This is a genomic window from Sediminibacillus halophilus, assembly GCF_900103695.1.
In the GTDB taxonomy this organism is placed as follows: Bacteria; Bacillota; Bacilli; order Bacillales; family Amphibacillaceae; genus Sediminibacillus; species Sediminibacillus halophilus.
In genome coordinates this window covers 486,866-507,907 of record NZ_FNHF01000001.1, presented here as the reverse complement: position 1 = coordinate 507,907, position 21,042 = coordinate 486,866, and the positions used below count along the sequence as shown (strand labels likewise).

The 21,042-nt window shown below is 43.8% G+C and carries 17 protein-coding genes; 15 read left to right on the top strand and 2 right to left on the bottom strand.

Going from position 1 to position 21,042, the window contains the following annotated elements; genetic code table 11:
- Positions 1-81: 81 nt before the first annotated feature.
- The 10 genes from BLR82_RS02585 to BLR82_RS02540 all read left to right on the top strand — a co-directional run bounded on the left by BLR82_RS02585 (position 82) and on the right by BLR82_RS02540 (position 11,584).
- Entirely contained in the window at positions 82-1,470 is a 1,389-nt protein-coding gene (locus BLR82_RS02585) for a solute carrier family 23 protein (RefSeq protein WP_074597436.1), read from the top strand.
- A gap of 81 nt (positions 1,471-1,551) precedes the next feature.
- The gene (locus BLR82_RS02580) at positions 1,552-2,484 is read left to right on the top strand and encodes an aspartate carbamoyltransferase catalytic subunit (protein WP_074597435.1); all 933 of its coding nucleotides are present in this window, start codon (positions 1,552-1,554) and stop codon (positions 2,482-2,484) included.
- Positions 2,441-3,745: a dihydroorotase gene (locus tag BLR82_RS02575; protein ID WP_074597434.1), complete on the top strand. Its 1,305-nt coding sequence runs from the start codon at positions 2,441-2,443 to the stop codon at positions 3,743-3,745. Before BLR82_RS02580 ends, BLR82_RS02575 begins: the two co-directional genes overlap by 44 nt.
- Positions 3,720-4,838: a carbamoyl phosphate synthase small subunit gene (locus BLR82_RS02570; protein ID WP_074597433.1), complete on the top strand. Its 1,119-nt coding sequence runs from the start codon at positions 3,720-3,722 to the stop codon at positions 4,836-4,838. The genes BLR82_RS02575 and BLR82_RS02570 overlap by 26 nt, the downstream gene beginning before the upstream one ends.
- Positions 4,817-8,020 (top strand): carbamoyl-phosphate synthase large subunit, encoded by a 3,204-nt coding sequence (carB, locus tag BLR82_RS02565; protein WP_074597432.1) that lies wholly within the window; start codon positions 4,817-4,819, stop codon positions 8,018-8,020. The genes BLR82_RS02570 and carB overlap by 22 nt, the downstream gene beginning before the upstream one ends.
- Positions 8,017-8,793 carry a dihydroorotate dehydrogenase electron transfer subunit gene (locus tag BLR82_RS02560; protein ID WP_074597431.1) on the top strand — a complete coding sequence of 259 codons (777 nt, stop codon included), beginning with the start codon at positions 8,017-8,019 and terminating at the stop codon, positions 8,791-8,793. The genes carB and BLR82_RS02560 overlap by 4 nt, the downstream gene beginning before the upstream one ends.
- A complete protein-coding gene (locus tag BLR82_RS02555) occupies positions 8,793-9,725 on the top strand; it encodes a dihydroorotate dehydrogenase (protein WP_281242161.1) in 933 nt (310 codons plus the stop codon). Before BLR82_RS02560 ends, BLR82_RS02555 begins: the two co-directional genes overlap by 1 nt.
- Positions 9,700-10,410 carry an orotidine-5'-phosphate decarboxylase gene (pyrF, locus tag BLR82_RS02550; protein WP_074597429.1) on the top strand — a complete coding sequence of 237 codons (711 nt, stop codon included), beginning with the start codon at positions 9,700-9,702 and terminating at the stop codon, positions 10,408-10,410. The genes BLR82_RS02555 and pyrF overlap by 26 nt, the downstream gene beginning before the upstream one ends.
- On the top strand, positions 10,394-11,029 hold the full coding sequence (gene pyrE, locus BLR82_RS02545) for an orotate phosphoribosyltransferase (protein ID WP_083334675.1): 636 nt from the start codon (positions 10,394-10,396) through the stop codon (positions 11,027-11,029). The genes pyrF and pyrE overlap by 17 nt, the downstream gene beginning before the upstream one ends.
- A gap of 132 nt (positions 11,030-11,161) precedes the next feature.
- Positions 11,162-11,584: a hypothetical protein gene (locus BLR82_RS02540; RefSeq protein WP_074597427.1), complete on the top strand. Its 423-nt coding sequence runs from the start codon at positions 11,162-11,164 to the stop codon at positions 11,582-11,584.
- Between the two features lie 149 nt (positions 11,585-11,733).
- On the opposite strand, the gene BLR82_RS02535 is transcribed toward BLR82_RS02540, so the two are convergent.
- Both BLR82_RS02535 and BLR82_RS02530 read right to left on the bottom strand, forming a co-directional pair.
- The gene (locus BLR82_RS02535; protein ID WP_074597426.1) at positions 11,734-13,446 is read right to left on the bottom strand and encodes a DNA-binding protein; all 1,713 of its coding nucleotides are present in this window, start codon (positions 13,444-13,446) and stop codon (positions 11,734-11,736) included.
- A gap of 506 nt (positions 13,447-13,952) precedes the next feature.
- A complete protein-coding gene (locus tag BLR82_RS02530) occupies positions 13,953-15,668 on the bottom strand; it encodes an Rqc2 family fibronectin-binding protein (RefSeq protein WP_074597425.1) in 1,716 nt (571 codons plus the stop codon).
- 88 nt (positions 15,669-15,756) lie between these two features.
- On the opposite strand from BLR82_RS02530, the gene BLR82_RS02525 reads away from it, so the two are divergent.
- The 5 genes from BLR82_RS02525 to rpoZ all read left to right on the top strand — a co-directional run bounded on the left by BLR82_RS02525 (position 15,757) and on the right by rpoZ (position 20,831).
- The gene (locus BLR82_RS02525; protein ID WP_074597424.1) at positions 15,757-18,402 is read left to right on the top strand and encodes a cation-translocating P-type ATPase; all 2,646 of its coding nucleotides are present in this window, start codon (positions 15,757-15,759) and stop codon (positions 18,400-18,402) included.
- A 370-nt stretch (positions 18,403-18,772) separates the two neighbouring features.
- On the top strand, positions 18,773-19,651 hold the full coding sequence (locus BLR82_RS02520) for a YicC/YloC family endoribonuclease (RefSeq protein WP_074597423.1): 879 nt from the start codon (positions 18,773-18,775) through the stop codon (positions 19,649-19,651).
- Between the two features lie 83 nt (positions 19,652-19,734).
- A complete protein-coding gene (gene remA, locus BLR82_RS02515) occupies positions 19,735-19,995 on the top strand; it encodes an extracellular matrix/biofilm regulator RemA (RefSeq protein WP_026570417.1) in 261 nt (86 codons plus the stop codon).
- Between the two features lie 15 nt (positions 19,996-20,010).
- Positions 20,011-20,631: a guanylate kinase gene (gene gmk, locus BLR82_RS02510; protein WP_074597422.1), complete on the top strand. Its 621-nt coding sequence runs from the start codon at positions 20,011-20,013 to the stop codon at positions 20,629-20,631.
- On the top strand, positions 20,628-20,831 hold the full coding sequence (gene rpoZ, locus BLR82_RS02505) for a DNA-directed RNA polymerase subunit omega (protein ID WP_074597421.1): 204 nt from the start codon (positions 20,628-20,630) through the stop codon (positions 20,829-20,831). Before gmk ends, rpoZ begins: the two co-directional genes overlap by 4 nt.
- Positions 20,832-21,042 lie beyond the last annotated feature (211 nt).

Below are 21,042 nucleotides of genomic sequence, written 5' to 3'. Positions count from 1 at the left end.
CTCCTTGCGACCAAGCAAGGAGGTTTTTTTACGGAAAAATGGTGAGAAAACAACCAAGGAAACATCAGAGGAGGAAACAAAATGAGCAGCAAACACATCGTCATGGATGTACAAGACATTCCTAAAATTCATAAGTGGTTTACTTTGAGTTTACAGCATTTATTCGCAATGTTTGGTTCTACCATTCTCGTGCCTTTTCTAACAGGGCTGTCACCAGCAATCGCGCTTGTTTCCAGTGGGGTGGGAACATTGGCATACCTGTTGATCACTAAAGGAAAAGTACCAGCGTACTTAGGTTCAAGCTTTGCGTTTATCTATCCGTTAACGGTAGTAAGCGAGTCCAGCGGCATCCCCGGTGCCATGGTTGGAAGCTTTTTAGCGGGTTTGGTATATGGACTGGTTGCCCTGCTTATACGCACTTCAGGGTTGAATTGGCTTATGCGGATTCTCCCGCCAATCGTAGTAGGTCCAGTCATCATCGTCATCGGTTTAAGTCTTGCATCGACAGCGATTGATATGGCGATGTATGTACCGGGACTGGATGAGCAAGTGTACAGTGGAACACATTTATCGGTGGCGTTGGTAACACTGGCTATCACCATCATAGCCACTATGTTCTTTAAAGGATTCTTCGGTCTCATTCCAATATTGACTGGTATCGTTGGCGGGTATATCTTTGCTTTGTTTCAAGGTATTGTCGACACAAGCGAAATTGCTGCGGAGTGGGCCTCCTTGACATCAGCAGGTTCTGTTGGAGAGTTTTTCACCGCTTTATTTCAAAATCCAGGTTTTGTCTTGCCTTTCCTGGATTATTCTCCAATGGAGGTTATCAGCTGGCAAATCGCTTTCGCCATGGTTCCGGTTGCTCTTGTGACAATCACAGAGCATACAGGTGATCAAATGGTCCTGTCCAAGGTTGTAGGGAGGAATTTCATCAAGCAGCCTGGTCTGCACCGTTCCATCCTTGGTGATGGTACAGCTACAATCATCGCATCTTTGCTTGGCGGTCCACCTAACACTACTTATGGAGAGAATATAGGAGTTTTGGCAATCACCAGAGTGTTTAGTGTATTCGTTATTGGGGGTGCAGCGTGCCTTGCTGTCCTGTTCGGATTTATCGGAATCATTACAGCTGTTATTGGTGCTATACCGTCTGCAGTGATGGGTGGAGTATCGATTCTATTATTTGGAATTATCGCTTCCAGCGGGTTACGTATGCTGGTTGACAATCAAGTAGATTTAGGGGATAAGCGAAATTTGATCATCTCTTCCGTGATTTTGGTAATCGGAATCGGCGGGGCATTCGTTCAGGTGACGGATGATCTGCAAATAGCAGGCATGGCACTGTCGGCTATCATTGGGGTTTTGCTAAACCTGGTTCTGCCCGGGAAAGAGAAGGGATATGGAAATGGAAATATGTTCAGTGATACCGAGCCGGATCCGGAAATACAAGGAGACGGCAAGGCTTGATCTGACTATCAATGGAGGGACTGTATGCTTCTCGTAAAACGGGAGGGACAGTCCCTCGTTATAAAGGAGGAGAAGACGAGGATGGAGCACTTTTTATCGATGAAAGATCTTTCCGAACATGAAATTTTACGGTTGTTGAAGGAAGCGGAGGCAATCAAAGCTGGTGGGCAAAAACCTTTTGAAAAGCAATTGTTTGCCGGGAACCTGTTTTTTGAACCAAGTACCCGGACGAAAATGAGCTTTACAATTGCCGAACGAAGGCTTGGTTTGGAAAGTCTTGATTTCACTGGCGAATCTTCCAGTCTGGTGAAAGGGGAAAGTATCTATGATACAGCACGAACCTTTGAAGCAATTGGTGCATCTTTACTGGTAATCAGGCATCCTGAAGAAAATATGGCTGAACGATTGGCGGCTGATATTTCCATTCCAGTCATCAACGCAGGGGATGGGACAGGAGAGCATCCAACCCAGTCACTTCTCGACCTCATGACCATCTATCAGGAATTCAACCGATTTTCAGGTCTCCGGATAGTGATAGCTGGTGATATCAAACATAGCAGGGTGGCTAGATCGAATGCGTTGGCTTTAAAAACGCTGGGTGCAGAAGTCTACTTATCTTGCAAGCCGGAGTGGGAGGACCCTTCACTTCCTTATCCCTATATATCAATCGATGAAGCAGCAGAAATAGGAGATGTGGTGATGCTGTTGAGAATTCAGCACGAAAGGCATGGAGAAACCAATGGCGTAAACCCTGCGGACTATCTTCGACACTTTGGCTTGACGATAGAAAGGGAACGTGCGATGCAGCCGCACGCAGTCATCCTTCACCCTGCGCCGGTTAATCGAGGGATCGAAATTGAAGATGAATTAGTAGAATGTCCGAGATCCAGAATATTCAAACAAATGGAAAATGGTGTGTTTGCAAGAATGGCAGTAATTAAGCACTTACTAACAGACAGGGGGATTATCGATGACCTTAACATTGATCAACGGGATGCAATTATCAGCAGGTAACCAATTGAAGCAGTGTGAATTAATTGTACAGGACGGTCATATTCTGGAAATCGCTGAAAAGATCGAGGAGTCGGCAGGAAAGGTGATCGATTGTCGGGGCCGGCTGATAACACCAGGATTCATCGATGTGCATGTCCATCTCAGAGAGCCTGGAGGCGAAGCAAAAGAGACCATCGAAACAGGGACCATGGCAGCAGCCCGTGGCGGTTACACGACGGTATGCGCCATGCCAAATACCAAACCGGTACCAGACAACATCGATACGTTGAAGCAAATACAGGAAGCGATTGATGAAAGAGCTCACATTAGGGTATTGCCCTATGCTTCTATTACAGAGCGGCTGCTTGGGAGTAAGCTGACTGATATGGAAGAATTACAGAAAGCGGGAGCATTCGCTTTCACTGATGACGGAGTCGGGGTGCAATCGGCCGATCAGATGCTCCAGGCAATGCATCAGTCGGCTGCTAGCGGTAAACCAATTGTTGCTCATTGCGAAGATAACAGTTTAATACATAAAGGTGTTGTCCATGAAGGACTGGTCAGCCGAAAACTTGGTGTTCCGGGGATTCCTTCCGTATGCGAATCAGTCCAGATTGCAAGAGACGTCCTTTTAGCAGAGACTGCTGGCTGTCATTACCATGTCTGTCATGTCAGTACAAAAGAATCCGTCCGGGTTATCCGCGAGGCAAAACGCGCAGGGATTCAAGTGACAGCAGAAGTGACCCCACACCATCTACTGCTCAATGAGGAAGACATCAGTAAAGATGATGCAAACTACAAAATGAATCCGCCACTGCGTTCACGGAGAGATCAGCAGGCACTGCTTGAAGGATTGCTGGATGGAACAATCGACTTTATTGCAACAGATCACGCACCGCATACGGGAGACGAAAAAAGCCTGGGCTTGTTGGCTGCGCCCTTTGGTATCGTAGGATTGGAAACGGCCTTTGCTCTTCTTTACAAGAAACTAGTGGAGCCAGGAACTATTACGTTAAAGCAGCTAATAGACTGGCTTACTGTAAAACCAGCAGATGTGTTCGATTTACCTTATGGAAGAATGGAAATCGGAGCGGTAGCTGATCTCACCATCTTAGACATAGAAGAAGAATGGACAATCGATACTAATGAATTTTCTTCCAAAGGGAAAAACACTCCTTTTTCCGGTTGGAAGGTAACAGGGAAACCAAAGTTGACTATTTTTGGTGGAGAAATTGTTTATGAGGAGGAAGAAAAATATGCAAACACGACAGCTCGTTCTTGAGGACGGCACTCGTTTTCTGGGAACTGGTTTCGGAAGTAACCGGGAAATTAGTGGCGAGGTTGTTTTCAATACTGGAATGACTGGTTATCAAGAAATTTTGTCCGATCCGTCCTATTGTGGCCAAATCGTAACAATGACCTACCCATTAATCGGAAATTATGGGATTAATCGAGACGATTTTGAAACAATCACGCCTTCTATTCATGGATTGGTTGTGAAAGAGGCTTGCGATTTACCATCCAACTATCGATCAGAAGAAACGTTGGACCGTTTTTTAAAGGCAAATGATATTCCGGGACTTGCCGGAATTGACACAAGAAAGCTGACTAGATTGATTCGGAACCATGGAACCATGAGAGGATTGTTTACCTCTGCTGCCTATTCCATTGAGCAAGCTTTACAAATCCTTGACCAGCAAACCACGATAACCAACCACGTCGAACGGGTTTCCACGGTGAAACCATATGTGGTGCCAGGGCGCGGTAGACGAATCGTTCTTGTCGATTTCGGGATGAAACATGGAATTTTAAGGGAGCTGACCAAACGAAACTGTCACATAACGGTTGTTCCCTATCATTATTCAGCCGAGAAAATTAGAAGGCTGAAACCGGAAGGGGTCATGCTTTCTAATGGACCCGGCGATCCAAAACAAGTCCGAAGTGCTATTCGGATGATCGCAGACATCATTTCAGATATTCCTGTCTTCGGCATATGTCTCGGTCATCAATTAATTGCCTTGGCTTGCGGGGGAGATACCGAGAAGCTTCGTTTCGGACACCGAGGGTCCAACCATCCTGTCAAAGATTTGAAAACAGGCAAAACCGTAATGACTTCTCAGAATCATGGCTATACCGTGACGGAAGAATCCCTTGCAGGTACAGATTTAGAACTGACCCAAATAGCATTGAACGACGGAACAGTCGAAGGATTGGCGCATAAACGTTATCCGGCTTTTTCGGTTCAATATCATCCGGAGAGTTCGCCGGGACCGGAAGATACCTATCATCTATTTGATCGATTTCTCGCTAACATAAACATCCATCAGTCTAAAGGAAATAAGGAGGAAGAATCATGCCAAAGCGTACAGATATAAACAAAATATTAGTGATTGGGTCGGGACCAATCGTTATCGGCCAGGCCGCTGAGTTTGATTATTCGGGCACACAGGCATGTCAATCGCTGAAAGAAGAAGGCTATCAGGTGATCTTGGCTAACTCTAATCCAGCGACCATTATGACAGATGATTCAGTGGCTGACATAGTATATATGGAGCCGTTGACCACCGATTTTTTAATTAAAATAATCCGGAAAGAGCAGCCAGATGCTATTTTGCCTACACTGGGAGGACAGACCGGTCTTAATATGGCCATGGCTTTAGAACAGACCGGGATCCTTGCGGAGTATAATGTCGAATTACTCGGAACTTCCCTTTCTGCCATACGGAAGGCTGAAGATAGGGAGGTTTTCCGCAGTCTGATGCACGAACTTGGTGAACCTGTAGCAGAAAGCCAAATCGTTCATTCTGTCGAGCAAGCTCTGGATTTTGCGGATGAAATCGGTTTTCCCCTGATTGTCCGTCCAGCATACACCTTGGGTGGAACTGGAGGAGGCATGTGTTACGACAAGGAAGAATTAAAGGAGATTACTAGAAACGGGCTGGCTTTATCCCCTGTTACACAGTGTTTGATTGAAAAAAACATCTCCGGTTTTAAAGAAATAGAATATGAAGTAATGCGAGATAAACAGGACCAGGCGATTGTTGTTTGTAATATGGAAAATGTAGATCCGGTAGGTGTGCACACGGGGGATTCCATTGTAACGGCTCCTTCACAAACTCTCAGTGATCGAGAATATCAAATGTTGCGCAATGCGTCTTTGAAAATTATCCGGGCATTAGAAATAGAAGGGGGATGTAATGTCCAACTAGCATTGGACCCCTCCAGTTTTCAATACTACATTATTGAAGTGAATCCGCGTGTCAGTCGTTCATCAGCATTGGCTTCAAAGGCAACAGGATACCCGATAGCAAAGCTTGCAGCGAAAATTGCGCTTGGGTTAACGCTTGATGAAATAATTAATCCAATAACCGGAACAACATATGCCTGCTATGAACCGGCGCTTGACTATGTGGTCACTAAATTGCCGCGCTTTCCTTTCGATAAATTTGTCAGCGGCAATCGCAGTCTAGGAACCCAAATGAAAGCAACTGGCGAAGTGATGGCTGTGGGCAGGAGTTTTGAAGAATCCTTACTAAAGGGTATCCGTTCCCTTGATATTGGGACAGAGGAACTATGGATGGAGAAATGGACGCATAAGACCTTGGATCAACTATTCGCATGCTTGAAAAAGCCTGATGATGAACGAATATTTGTAGTTGCGGAAGCATTCCGGCGTGGTTGTACGGTAACGGAGTTGTTTGAGACAACGAAAATTGATCCGTTCTTTTTAACAAAAATACAGAGATTAATAGAGTTGGAAAAGAGCGTGTCAGCACATAAAAATGACATAGAAGTATTAAAGAAAGCGAAAAAGGCTGGATTCTCAGACTCCCAAATTTCACGGCTTTGGAAAACGGACGTCGATTCTGTTTATAACTTGCGCAAGCAATGCGGCATGTTACCAGTCTATAAAATGGTTGATACGTGTGCAGCAGAATTTGAATCAAAAACCCCTTATTTCTATAGCACGTTTGAGGAAGAAAATGAATCGATTGTTTCCGGGCGCGAAAAAGTGCTGGTTATCGGATCAGGTCCGATTCGGATAGGACAAGGAATCGAGTTTGATTATGCAACCGTTCATTCTGTGCTTGCTTTGAAACAGGCTGGTTACGAGGCGATCATCATGAACAGCAATCCGGAGACTGTTTCTACTGATTTCAGTGTTTCTGACAAACTGTACTTCGAGCCGCTGACGTTGGAGGACGTTATGCATGTGATTGATTTGGAAAAACCAAAAGGTGTTATTGTCCAGTTCGGTGGTCAGACAGCAATCAATCTGGCAGAAGGGTTGAAGAGAAGAGGCGTGGAAATCCTCGGAACCGACCTGGAAGCGATTGACGCAGCGGAGGACCGGGATAAATTTGAGCATCTTTTGAATGAACTTGATATATCGCAGCCACAGGGGAAAAGCGTCCGGCAACTTGATCAGGCGGTTGAAGCCGCTGAGCAAATTGGTTATCCAGTGTTGGTCCGTCCTTCTTACGTAATTGGTGGAAGCCAGATGGAGATTGTCTACAATAAAGAGGAATTGGCTGCTTATCTTAAAAAAAGCAACCATATCAAGCATACTCATCCGATTTTGATTGATAAGTATTTGACCGGGATCGAACTGGAGGTGGATGCTGTAAGCGATGGAGAAAACATCCTCATACCGGGGATGATGGAGCACATTGAACGGGCAGGAGTACATTCTGGTGATTCGATTGCTGTCTATCCTCCCCAGCGAATCTCAGGTACTGCCAAGCAGGAATGTGTGGATATAACTATGAAATTAGCAAGAAGACTTAATGTGAAGGGCCTGATCAACATCCAATTTGTCGTTCACGAAGGCCAGGTCTATGTTTTAGAAGTAAATCCACGGGCAAGCAGGACCATTCCCTTTTTAAGCAAAATAACAGGCGTGCCGATGGCTGCCTTGGCTACACGGTGTATTTTAGGAGAAAGTCTTCCTGATGCGGGATATTCGAATGGATTGCTTCCAGAACAGCCCCAGGTTTCAGTGAAAGTTCCGGTCTTTTCTTTTGCGAAGCTGCGGAGTGTCGATACGATGTTGGGACCGGAAATGAAATCAACTGGAGAAGCAATTGGAAGGGACAAAACACTGGAAAAGGCTCTTTATAAAGGATTGATTGCCTCTGGACTTTCCATTCCTCAAGAGGGAGCAGTGCTGTTGACCGTAGCTGATAAAGACAAACAGGAAATGATCGAAATAGCAAGGCGGTTCCATATGCTCGGTTTTAAGCTTTATGCGACTGAAGGGACCAGTGCGTTCACAGCCAGTGCAGGAATCCCTGTCCAAAAAGTCGGCAAAGTAGGAACTGCTGGTGAAACCGTTTTGTCCATAATCGAAGAAGGCAAGGTACAGGTTGTCATCAATACGTTGACTTCTGGTAAACAGCCCCGTTCAGATGGATTCAGGATCAGAAGGGAAGCAGTAGAACACGGTATTGCTTGTCTGACGAGTCTGGATACTGCTATGGCCATCTTAAATGTTATTGATTCCACTACCTTTACTGCAAGTCCAGTGTCTGAAAGAAGGGCGGCAGTCGTAAAATGATGCAGACAGAGCTAACCGTTTTGGAAAATAATAAAATAGCAGAAGAAACGGTCGAGATGAAGCTTGGTATCAATAACGCCAACCCGGCTACAGATATAGGAAATTTTACTCCAGGACAGTTTCTTCATGTAAAGGTAGGAGAATCAGATACGGCGTTGCTTAGAAGGCCGATTTCTATCGCCGATATCGATGGAAATGGAAATATAACCATCATATTCAAAATTTCCGGCCGAGGTACAGACATGCTGAGTAAACGGACTTCCGGGAGCCGGGTCAATGCTTTGCTGCCATGCGGCACAGGTTATCCAGTTGATAATTTGAAACTGGATACAGCCCTGCTAGTTGGTGGGGGGATAGGCGTACCTCCCCTCTATTACCTGGGCAAAACATTGGCCGGCAGTGGTACTCGTATTATTTCCATCCTTGGATTCCAGAAGGCCGAGCATGTGTTTTATAAGGAAAAATTTGCGGAGCTTGGTGAATCCATTATTGTTACAGATGATGGAAGTTATGGTGAAAAAGGATTGGTTACGGATTGCTTGTCAAAAATGGACATTGACTTTGATTGTTTTTTTTCATGCGGACCGACACCAATGCTGCGAGCTGTGACAAACAAGCTTTCCGGCCGGCCGGGCTATATTTCGGTTGAGCAGCGGATGGGATGCGGAATCGGTGCCTGCTATGCCTGTGTAGTACCGGTTAAGGGTGAAACTGGTTTTAAAAAAATCTGTAAAGATGGACCGGTATTTGCAGCAAATGAGGTGAGTTTATGATTTCATTGGAAACGAAACTTCCAGGTTTGCATCTAAAGAATCCAATCATGCCAGCTTCCGGCTGTTTTGGTTTTGGGCGGGAATTCAGTGAATTGTATGATTTGAATAAGCTTGGGGCTGTGGTTATCAAAGCTGCTACACAAGACCCAAGATACGGTAATCAGACACCGCGTGTGGCCGAGACCGCTGCGGGCATGCTTAATGCAATCGGATTGCAGAACCCTGGAGTGGAAACGATTTGTACAGATGAACTACCGTTTTTGTCTCAATTCAAGACGCCGGTGATAGCTAATGTAGCCGGTAGTACGATAGAAGAGTATGCTTCAGTAGCAAAAAGACTGGACGAAAGCGGTCTGATCCAGGCACTGGAACTGAATATATCTTGTCCTAATGTCAAAGAAGGGGGGATTCAGTTCGGCAAGGATCCGGTTCTGGCGGCCGAGGTGACAGCACAGGTGAAAAGGACAGTTGCTGTGCCGGTTTATGTTAAATTATCACCAAATACAGCTGATATAGTACAAATGGCAAAAGCAGTAGAAGGTGCGGGAGCGGATGGATTATCAATGATCAATACGCTGACAGGCATGCAAATCGATTTATCTTCCAAAAAACCTCTATTGGCTAATCAAACTGGTGGATTGTCCGGTCCCGCTATCAAACCGATCGCTATCCGAATGATTTATGAAGTCAGGCAGCATAGTGGACTTCCGATCATCGGCATGGGCGGCATATCTACAGCTGAGGATGTGCTTGAGTTCCTCCTGGCTGGAGCGAATGCAGTAGCGGTGGGAACCGCGAACATCCATGACCCGTTTGCTTGTGTGAACATAATTAACAGACTTCCCCAATTGTTAGAAAAGTATGGGTTCCAAAATATGGAGGAAGCAGTGGGGGGAGGAATTAGAAATGAAGCCAATATATCTGGCTCTTGATTTTCCTGATTGGCAGGAAACGGAAGGGTTTATCCGCAGGAATAAGCTTCAAGGGGTACCTGTAAAAGTGGGGATGGAACTGTTTTACCGCCAAGGACCACAGCTTATTGAGAAATTGAAGGTCGACGGCCACCCCATATTTTTAGATTTAAAGTTACACGATATTCCATATACGGTTTATAAAGCGATGAAAAATTTGGCGAAATTGGGAGTGGATTTAGTCAACGTCCACGCCTGGGGTGGAAGCGAAATGATTCGAGCTGCCAAACAAGGATTTATGGAAGGAAACCCTGGAAAAAATAGTAGATTAATCGCAGTTACGGTGTTAACTTCCATGGACAATCGCACACTATCAGAGGAACTCCATATTCCAGTTAAAGCAGAGGAGTCGGTTCTTAACCTAGCGATGATGGCAAAAGAAAGTGGAGCCGACGGAGTCGTTTGTTCGCCGTGGGAAGTACCTTCAATTAAAAGGAATTGCGGGTCTTCCTTCTATACAGTAACTCCGGGTATTCGCTTGAAAACGGATCAGCATCAGGATCAGCAAAGGATTGCAAGTCCAACAGAAGCAAGGAATAACGGAGCTGATGCAATTGTCATAGGACGCAGTGTAACAGCATCTTCCGACCCGAAAAGCAAGTATCAGCAAGTTATAAAGGAGTGGAATGATGATAACGAAAGATGAAATAGCGAAAGATTTACTGCAAATTGGTGCTGTGAAAATCAGTCCAGATCATCCCTTTACATGGACTTCCGGATTAACGTCACCAATTTATTGTGATAACCGGTTAACAATGTCTTATCCGGAAGTAAGAAAAAAGCTTACGATGGCCTTTGCCGACATGATAAAACAGATGGAAAGCGGTCCTGATGTGATCGCTGGATGTGCTACAGCAGGGATTCCACATGCAGCCTGGTTGGCAGATTATCTGGGGTTGCCGATGGTTTATGTTCGTTCAAAGCCAAAAGAGCACGGGAAAGGCAATCAAATCGAAGGAAACATTAAAAAAGGACAACGAGTGATTTTAATAGAAGATTTGGTTTCGACAGGAGGATCTGCACTAAATGCTGTCCGGGCACTACAAGAGGAAGGCGTAGAAGTGACAGCGGTGTTCGCTATCTTTACATATGGAATTCCAGATACGGCTGAAGCATTCCTGGAACAAGGGGTAACATTGTCCACCATCACCGATTTTGATTCATTAATAGCCATTTTGGAGAAAAAAGAAGGATTTTCACAGAAGGAAAGCGAGCAGTTATTTGCTTGGCGGGAAACATTTTTAAAAAATGCTTTTGGTTCCTAGAGAGAGCTGATTTGTAAGTCAGGAAGTCATTCAATCTGCTGGCAAGATTGTTTAGTTTGGGTAGACAAGTGGTAAAGAAAGAAATGAAACGGAATAAAAAGTCCACCAAAGTCTAATAAAGGAGTGACAAACATGCAAACCCAACAACAAAACGGTAGTAAACTGATTGTAGGCATGGCTGCCGGTGCCTTAGCTGGAGCGGCCCTTGCAATGCTTAATTCAAATACTCGTTCTAATGTGAAACAGAATGTGAGTGGGATGAAAGAATCGGTGACCAGCATGGCAAGCGATGTTAAAGAAAACCCCCGCGAAACAAAGGATCAGCTTATGGACAGGGTGAAAGCAGCTTCTGATGTATTAAAAGATGCTGCTAACAATGTTCAGGAGCTTTATAACAAAGTCAATGGTGACTTCAAGGATGAATTAAAGGACGTGCAAAATGATACGCAAGAGGCCGTATCAACTGCGAAAGATGTAGGAAGCAAAGTCAAGGATGCAAAAGAACAACTTGTAAACGGTTCTTCAGATTCAAGCCAATATAACCAGCCCCATTAATTGATTCATTTGGTGATTTAAAAGAATTGAGGCTGGGACATATCGATTAAAAAAACCGAACGATTCCAAACATCGTTCGGTTTTTTGTATTTTCATTAACATGTGAATTAACGTAGCAAAAGTAAACAGTTGATTGAATAGAACTTTTTTTACTTTTTTTCAAGGGAAGCGATGGAAATTTGTTCAACCGTTCCGACGTCATTATCGCGAATTTTCACTTCCATTTCGACAACGTCCCCCTGCTGCAGGAAGATAGCCAGCGGTGCTTTACTGGCGTTTACGGTATAAATGGTCGTGTCATCTTTCAATATAAATTGAACGGACTGGCCTGATGCCGTGGAGGTAACCAATGAGCGGTTGACTTCGCCGCTGATTGTTTCCAATTCCACATCTTCACTGGCCTCTGGGTTACCAGGATCCTGTGCCAGCTGCATACGGTAGGCTGCAAGGGTCTCCTCGGCAGTCTCCCCGAATACGACAAAATCAGAATCATTTGCTTTGATATATGCATATTGCTTGAATAGGCCATTTGGATCCAGCACGTTCACCACCCATGTCGGATTTCCGTCAATATTGTACAAGATGGGCATGGATCCTTCCCAATTCTTTTCAGGAAATTCTTTGTTTACGATTTGTTTTGCTCCCTTACTATCCATGATACCGCTATTGTTTTTGCCGCTATAATAGGTCAATTCAGCAGTCCTGGCATTGATTAGTGTATAACCTAAAGCAGAGTCGATATTTTCTTTAGGGGATGCCATATCTGTAAAGTAGTACATTTCTCCATTACTGTCGAAAATCGGTGTGACGGTATTTTCTGTACCGGATTCATTTGGTATTTTCACATCTTTTTTGCCGAACAAAGCATTCAACCAGCCATGTACATATTTTCCGAAGTAATTGTTCTGTTTACCTGCCATTTCTGAACTGACCGGACTATCTATGAATGAAGGTGCTTCGCTTGGATTGTAAAGTTGCAAATCTCCACTTACCGGGTCTACTACTGCTACTTTTAAATGATCCATATCCGGTTTGTTGGTAAGCTTGATTGGTTTATACAAAGTTTGAATATACCAGGGCTTTCCGTCGTCATCCACTTCAATTTGTGCTTCGCCGCTTTGCACATAATGGGGATATTCGTTATAAATGGTCCGTTGAACGTTATGGTTGAAATAGCTTGAGTTGGTAAACAACATATTACTTTGAACAAATTGAGGCTGTGCGTTGATATCGGTAGCAGGAATGGTAAAAAAGCCCTCTGTTTCTTTTCCTCGTAAATATTTCCATAAACCGGTGAATTCTACAGGTGCCACGTACATAATTTCGTTATCGACTTTTTGCACTTGCAGCTTTCCTAAATCATAGAACTGTGTGTTCGGAACCACGCTCATTGCTTTTTGTACTTTGTTACGGGCGAATTCTGGTGAAACAGTTATCGGCGTATCATCTTCATTGAATGGTTCCGCTTCTCCTGTTTCTTGCTTGGCGATTGAGTGATAAGCGTTATCTAGCGCCGATAAACCAATAAACAAGCTGACTGGCAGTGCTACTATCAATAGAATAATTAGAATTCCAGATATCGATCGGTGAGGTCTTTTATATGAAAATGGAATCCCGGTTTTGTAATAGAGAAGTGGGACAAGGACCAAACAAACGATGAAATTCTCGACTAAAAGATTTGGTACGGTTAATGCCGGCAATGCGAGATAATTGAACAGGCCGCAAAGTACAAAGCCTGTAATGAAAATTATAATCCAGTTGCGGATACTTTTGGATGATTTCTTTTTTCTTATCATGGCTAACAGACTGAATAAGAAAAATAAAGGGAAGGATAAAATAGTTGTCAGTAGTATTCCCATCATGTGAGCTCTCTCCTAACTATAAATCTGTATATGATTGCTGCAGCTTATCTATCTGTACGGATGAAAGGGAGATTATGTTTCATTTTTTAAGAAAATAGAAGGGAAATAAACTTCTTTCTGCATCGGTTGATTGCACACTGGAAGAAAAAACGACTGATCAGCGAATGCTAGGTGCGGTGGCGATTTTCACGGCAAACGTAAAACGAATTGTTAAACCTCTGGAGAAACAGAGGGAAAAACCCTCTAAAATTTCAGAGGAAAAATTCTTCCTATTCTAGTACTTCAGTTTTTCATTGGTCTCCCTGTAAGGTGCATCGTTTTTCTGCCCGAGGATAGCGAAGTATCTTTCTGTAGCGTACTGAAGCACACGACAACAGGATGAAAGGGAATTTATCTACGAAGTTTGCATTATAAGCGGATTGAGCAAAAAAACCGGACGAGTTCGAGTTTATGAATTCGTCCGGTTTTTGCTTTGGTTAGGATGTTTTTGTCAGAGCCACATTCATTTACTCCGGCTTCTTCTTTAATTTTTCTACTAAACCAGCTTCGGGAGTTACAAACAAGGTTTTTTGATTGTCATAGGTTACAAATCCCGGTTTTGCGCCATTTGGTTTTTTTACATGGCGGATCAACGTGTAATCGACTGGAACAGAGGAAGAATTCTTTGATTTGCTGAAATTGGCCGCCAGTTGGGCCGCTTCATACAATGTTTCCTCACTCGGATTTCGATCCCTGATGACCACATGGGAACCAGGGATGTCCTTCGTGTGAAGCCAAATATCATCTCGTGCTGCCAAACGGTTGGTCAAGTATTCGTTTTGTTTGTTGTTTTTCCCGACAAGTAACAATGTGCCATCGCTTGCATAGAATTGTTCCGGTTCGGGTTTAGCCGGTTTGTTGTTTTTTTTCCTTTGGGTCGGTTTGGACTTTAAGTAACCTTCTTCGCGAAGTTCCTGTCGTATTTCTTCAATATCTTGTTCTCGTGCCCCAGCAATTTGTTGTAGCAGGTCATCGAGATAGTTTATTTCCTGTTCCGCTTTAGAAATTTCTTCCAGGACGACTTGTCTGGATTTTTTCAATTTCTGATAAGTTTTAAAGAGACTTTGCGCGTTTTCACTCGGCGTTTTATTTGCGTTCAGTTCAATAGTGATTTTCTTTTGTTCCGGATCATAATAATCCGTTACTACAACCTTTTTATCGCCTGATTTAACTTGATGCATATTGGCAGTCAGCAACTCACCAAGCCGTTGATAGTTATCTGCTTGTTCAGCTTTTTTCAACGTTTGCTCGTGTTTTTTGATTTTACGGATATTTTTATCCCGCTCATTTTTAAGAAAGCGCGACAAGTCTCCAGATTGTTGTTTAACACGATCTCGTTCTGCTTTTCCGGAATAAAAATCATCCAGCATTTGACTGACTGAGTCACAGTGAATAGGTTCGCCACCTTTAGTTTCCAGCGGCAAAACATAGAAATCCTCTTTGCTTTCACGATAAATTATCGGTTGATAATGGTGTTTTGTCAGCTTGTCCTGTAAAGCTTTAAAAACCTGCAAAAAAGCATCGCTTCCACCGAGTCCGGCCCGGTGGACGATTTCTTTGGCGATTACCGGTGAAAAACCCGTAAATTGATTAACTATTTGTTGATCCAGCCTGCCGGAATTAAAGTCCAACTTGCGGACAAATGTTTCCGGATCCAACTCAAGTGGGTTGACTTTCCCCTGGTCTGGAGGAAGCTTATATACACTTCCTGGCATGATCGTCCTATAGCGGTTTTGAGCGGGTGGAACATGTTTAATACTGTCTTGGATAACTTGTTTCTCTTTGTCGATCAGCAATATATTACTGTGCTTTCCCATTACTTCGATGATCAGTGTTTTCTCTGTTTCGTCACCGATTTCGTTTTTTCCTCTAAAGTGAAGCATGACAATTCTTTCATTTTCGTATTGAACGATTTCCTGCAGAAAACCTCCTGATAAATGTTTTCTTAACAGCATGCAAAACATCGGCGGAGTTTTAGGGTTCTCGTATATATCATTCGTCAAATGAAATCTGGCATAACTAGGATGGGCGGACAGCAGCAATGATTTATTGCTTCCGTTGCTTCTAATTGTAAGAATCAGTTCTGTTTCGGTTGGTTGATAAATTTTTAGTAGCCGCCCTGCTGCCAATTGATTGTGTAATTCATGTACGGCAGCTCGAGTGACTATTCCATCAAAAGCCATGGAATCACCTCGTTTGTAATTATAGCATTTTTTTGGACGAGTCTGAATACATATACAACAGACAGACTAGGACATGGAGGAATGCGATGTGAAATGGTACCAATTAAAAACGGAAGAAACAGCGCAAAAACTAGGTGTCGATCTAGAAAAAGGGCTTACAAATCAGGAAGCTGAAAATAGAAGAAGAAAAATGGGAGCAAATGTACTTGAAGATGAAAAGCAGACGTCCTTATTGCTGGTTTTTCTTAAACAGTTTCAGGATTTCATGGTGCTGGTATTATTAGCCGCTACCCTCGTATCCGGGCTGCTGGGAGAATATATTGATGCCATAGCCATCATGATCATCGTATTGATCAATGGGTTCATCGGATTTTTCCAAGAACAGCGTGCTGAAAAATCACTTGCCAAGCTTAAGGAGCTGTCTGCGCCGCTTGCTCATGTAAAAAGAGATGGGGAATGGGTGAAAATCCCTTCAAAAGATGTTGTCGTCGGTGATCTAATCAAAATAGCTAGTGGAGATCGGGTGCCGGCGGATGTTCGCCTGACTAAAGCGGGCAGTCTGGAGCTGGAGGAATCCGCCTTGACCGGTGAATCACTTCCGGTAGCCAAAATGGTAGCTCCACTCGACCAGGGACAATTAGAGCCGCAGGATCAGCATAACATGCTGTTTATGGGGACACTTGCCAGTAGAGGGAGCGGTGAAGGGGTTGTTGTCGGCACTGGTATGAATACTGCCATGGGGCAGATAGCATCCTTGTTAGTTAAAACCGAACAAATGACGACCCCATTGGAGAAAAAGCTAGCTGAGCTAGGTAAATTGCTTATAGTCATTGCCTTGCTCCTAACGTTATTTGTTGTGCTGATTGGGGTTTACCAGGGCCACCCGTTATACCAAATGTTTCTAGCAGGAGTATCTTTGGCAGTGGCAGCGATTCCGGAAGGACTACCAGCGATTGTGACGGTGGCATTGTCACTGGGAGTTCAGCGCATGATTAAACGGAAAGCAATCGTCCGGAAACTTTCGGCTGTCGAAACTTTAGGAAGCGCATCGGTCATCTGTTCTGATAAAACCGGAACGATGACGGAAAATCAGATGACAGTAAAAGAGATATTCACCCCGGGAAATTGGTATCATGTTACTGGAGAAGGATATGACACGAACGGGGCTTTCTACGAAGACAACAGAGAAGTGCTTCCTGACCAACTGCGTTCGCTGCTGCTTTATGGTACGTTATGTAACCATGCATCTTTGATAAAAAAGAAAGGTAAATTGGGAGTGGACGGAGATCCGACAGAGGGGGCTATCCTTGTGGCTGCCCGCAAAGCTGGCATTACGGACGAAACGGTCGCATCCTTCAAAATCATTAAGGAAGTTCCATTCGATTCGGACAGGAAGCGTATGACTGTTCTCATTGAAGACGATAAGGGGAATAGGTTTTCCATTACCAAAGGAGCTCCTGATGTTTTACTGGCCCGCACGGCTTTTATAGTAGATGGTCAACGCAGGGCAATGAAGTCGGCTGATCAGATGAAAATCGAGCAGGCTGTTGCCAGGATGGCAGGAAAAGCATTGAGGACGATTGCAATCGGTGTGAAATCGGTGCCTTCCGGTCAAACGCCGGATGATTTCAGTCTGGAAAAGGATTTAACTTTACTGGGTGTCACTGGGATGATTGATCCCCCGCGCAAGGAAGTAAGAGGAGCAATAGCAGAATGTCAACAAGCAGGAATAAAAACAGTAATGATTACTGGTGATCATGCCCTCACTGCCAGAGCGATAGCACAGGATCTGAGGCTCCTTCCCGCTAATGGCCAGGTGTTGGAAGGCAGCCAGCTAAGCAATATGACAGAGGAGCAGCTGAGTGATGTCATTGAAAATGTATATGTGTTTGCCCGAGTAACTCCTGAGCATAAACTGAAGATAGTGAAGGCTTTCCAGAAAAAAGGACATGTTGTAGCCATGACTGGCGATGGAGTAAACGATGCTCCAGCAATCAAAGCGAGCGATATCGGTATTAGTATGGGAAACAGTGGAACAGATGTAGCGAAGGAAGCATCCTCACTCGTATTGCTGGATGACAATTTTGCCACCATAAAGTCTGCGATCAAGGAAGGACGGAATATTTACGAAAACATCCGGAAGTTCATCCGTTATTTGCTTGCTTCCAATGTAGGGGAGATTCTCGTTATGTTATTTGCCATGCTTCTTGCTTTGCCGCTCCCGCTTATTCCTGTTCAAATTCTATGGGTCAACTTGGTGACTGACGGTCTGCCAGCAATGGCCCTAGGCCTCGATCAGCCAGAGCAAGATGTCATGCGCAGAAAACCTCGAAGTCCAAAGGAAGGAATTTTTTCAAGAGGACTTGGTTTTAAAATCATCAGCCGGGGGCTACTAATCGGACTGGTAACGCTTGTTGCCTTTATGACCGCCTATCAGGACAATCCTGACAACCTGCGTTATGCTCAAACAATGGCTTTTGCTACACTTGTGATGGCTCAGTTGATACATGTGTTTGATTGCCGTTCGGATCGATCTGTCTTTTCCCGGAATCCATTACAAAACCTTTATCTTGTAGGTGCTGTAGCATCCTCGATGTTGCTGCTGCTAGTCGTTTTATACTTTGATCCACTGCAGGAAGTTTTCCATACAATGGACTTGTCTTTGAAAGATTGGCTACTTATCACAGCCCTTTCAGCCATACCGACGGTAATGTTCGGTTTTTCAAAAAAATAGAACATGACCAAGACCCGACTGTTTTGCTCGGGTCTTGGTTTGTTATTTCCGGCTGTTTGCGTAAAAATAAACCATAAACACTTCAGTCAGAGTACTACATGATTCAGCTTCATTGATCCGTTTTTTTACTTGTGCCAGTAATGGCAGCTCCAAGTGAGAAAGGCAGTATCCCTCGTTAAAGGAAATAAAGACAGTTACCAATGCAAGGCAGTTTCCGCAAGATCAAATTTACCGGGAAAGGGCTTGTCGGTGTAGGGGAAAAGCGGGTTAGTTGATAGGCAGAATGATGAAAGTTTGTTATGATGAACAAGGATTGATTTCGGTTATATGAGTGATACGGCTAGAGTATTAGTAAAAAGGCGGGATGTCGATGGTCTGGAGTATGACCGGCTATGGGAGAGAGGTATGTACCAAGGATCGAACGGGTATTACTGTAGAAATAAGAAGTGTCAATCATCGTTTTTTAGATATTTCACCAAAGCTTCCCCAGACAATATTGTTCTTGGAAGAAGAAATAAAAAAAGTTGTCAAGGATTATTTTAGTCGGGGGCGCGTCGAAGTGCATATCCATCTCGACGATGACGCTTTGATAAAAAGGAATCTAACCGTTGATTGGGAATTGATGGATCAATACATAGATCATTTACGCGAGATAAAAGCCAAGTATCATTTGTCCGGTGACATTCCATTGGAATTGGCAGCCAGCCACTCTGATCTGTTCCGAATTGTAGAAAATGAAAAGGAGCAAGGCGGTCTGTCTGAGGCCATCATCGAAACGGTTGAAAGAGCCTGCCGGCTGGTGTACAAGATGAGAGATAACGAAGGCAGCCAATTGGCAGAAGACATGCTCTCACGTATAGAAAACATTAAAAAACTGGCAAAATGGTTGGGAGAACGTCGAGATATTGTTATAATGGAGTATCGAGACAGAATAATCAATCGGATTCAGGATTATTTAGACGAGGAAGTCAAGGATAATGCGAGGATTACTCAAGAAGCTGCCTTGATTGCGGAGAAGGGGGATATCACAGAAGAGGTGACCAGGCTCTTGAGCCATGTTGACCAATTCAGACAAACGATTCTTCAGCAGGAAGCAGTTGGCAGGAAACTCGATTTTATCCTCCAGGAAATGCTCCGGGAAACGAATACGATCGGTTCTAAGTCAAACGATGTACAAATTAGCGAAAGGATAGTCGATTTAAAAAGCGAAATAGAAAAAGTGAAAGAACAAACGCAAAACATTGAATGATCCTTTGGTAGTTTGGATATCGGACTGATAATCGAAAATTATGTTAGGCTGGGCGTAGAGCCTGGAATAAGGGGGAACACATGGTGAGCTTACGGTTGATAAATATAGGGTTTGGCAATGTAGTTTCGGCGAATCGGATTATTTCGATTGTATCGCCTGAATCTGCACCAATCAAAAGAATCATAACAGTAGCACGAGATAACAATAAATTAGTGGACGCCACGTATGGACGTCGTACAAGAGCGGTTATCATTACGGACAGTGACCATGTTGTATTATCTGCCGTACAGCCCGAAACGGTTGGGCAGCGGGTAATCAGTAACGATGAGATTTCGGATGAATAGGTAGGAGGAAGCGTTTTGATTAAAGAGAAAGGGATATTATTTATTTTGTCAGGTCCTTCCGGTGTAGGAAAAGGAACAGTTAGAAAGGCTTTGTTCGATCGTGATACGGAGTTGAAGTATTCTATCTCCATGACTACTCGCGGGAAACGTGAAGGCGAAGTCGAAGGAATCGACTACTTTTACAAGTCAAGAGATGAGTTTGAGGAATTGATTAATGGAAACAGACTGTTGGAATACGCAGAATACGTCGGCAATTATTACGGAACCCCTCGGGATTATGTAGAGGAGACGCTGGAATCGGGAAAAGATGTATTTTTGGAAATCGAAGTCCAGGGAGCACTTCAAGTAAAAGAAAATTTTCCGCAAGGTGTGTTTATCTTTTTGTTTCCACCAAGCCTTGAAGAATTGGCAAATAGAATCATTAATAGAGGAACAGAAACAGAAGATATTGTAAAGAACAGATTAACAGAAGCAAAAAAAGAAATCGAAATGATGGATGCTTACGATTATGTGGTGGTAAACGACCAAATAGAGACCGCTGTCGATAAAATACAGGCTATTGTGAAGAGTGAGCATTGCAAACGCAATCGGGTCGCGAAACAATATAAAAAAGTACTGGAGGCTGAACTGGGATGATGTTAGAACCGTCTATTGACGCACTTCAAGAGAAAATTAATTCGAAATATACGTTGGTGACACTTTCCGCAAGGCGGGCACGGCAAATGCAGGAAACAAAAAGTTACTTGGTAGATAGGCCGAAGTCAAATAAGTATGTAGGCATCGCCTTGGAAGAGATTCAGAATGAAAAACTTACTTTCAGCCGGGATGAGGAATAGTCAGCAATCAATCTCGGTGTGCTAACCTTTTTTCTTCCGGTCAGGAGGAAATCATAACCGGCCCTTGTTGCGTTCCAGCTGCAAGGGCCTCCTTTTGTTTGTTATTAGATAGTTGAGTTTAATAAGATAAGCGAAAAGGTTCACTAGAATATATCCATGCTGTATCACCGATACATTGGTCCCAGGAAAACAAAGGAAAAGGCGTGGATAC

What these genes read in the sequence shown, in the direction of transcription:
- BLR82_RS02585 (WP_074597436.1), top strand. Translation starts at nt 82, where the DNA reads ATGAGCAGCAAACACATCGTCATGGATGTACAAGACATTCCTAAAATT.
- BLR82_RS02580 (WP_074597435.1), top strand. Translation starts at nt 1,552, where the DNA reads ATGGAGCACTTTTTATCGATGAAAGATCTTTCCGAACATGAAATTTTA.
- BLR82_RS02575 (WP_074597434.1), top strand. Translation starts at nt 2,441, where the DNA reads ATGACCTTAACATTGATCAACGGGATGCAATTATCAGCAGGTAACCAA.
- BLR82_RS02570 (WP_074597433.1), top strand. Translation starts at nt 3,720, where the DNA reads ATGCAAACACGACAGCTCGTTCTTGAGGACGGCACTCGTTTTCTGGGA.
- carB (WP_074597432.1), top strand. Translation starts at nt 4,817, where the DNA reads ATGCCAAAGCGTACAGATATAAACAAAATATTAGTGATTGGGTCGGGA.
- BLR82_RS02560 (WP_074597431.1), top strand. Translation starts at nt 8,017, where the DNA reads ATGATGCAGACAGAGCTAACCGTTTTGGAAAATAATAAAATAGCAGAA.
- pyrF (WP_074597429.1), top strand. Translation starts at nt 9,700, where the DNA reads ATGAAGCCAATATATCTGGCTCTTGATTTTCCTGATTGGCAGGAAACG.
- pyrE (WP_083334675.1), top strand. Translation starts at nt 10,394, where the DNA reads ATGATAACGAAAGATGAAATAGCGAAAGATTTACTGCAAATTGGTGCT.
- BLR82_RS02540 (WP_074597427.1), top strand. Translation starts at nt 11,162, where the DNA reads ATGCAAACCCAACAACAAAACGGTAGTAAACTGATTGTAGGCATGGCT.
- BLR82_RS02535 (WP_074597426.1), bottom strand. Translation starts at nt 13,446, where the DNA reads ATGATGGGAATACTACTGACAACTATTTTATCCTTCCCTTTATTTTTC.
- BLR82_RS02530 (WP_074597425.1), bottom strand. Translation starts at nt 15,668, where the DNA reads ATGGCTTTTGATGGAATAGTCACTCGAGCTGCCGTACATGAATTACAC.
- BLR82_RS02520 (WP_074597423.1), top strand. Translation starts at nt 18,773, where the DNA reads ATGGTCTGGAGTATGACCGGCTATGGGAGAGAGGTATGTACCAAGGAT.
- rpoZ (WP_074597421.1), top strand. Translation starts at nt 20,628, where the DNA reads ATGATGTTAGAACCGTCTATTGACGCACTTCAAGAGAAAATTAATTCG.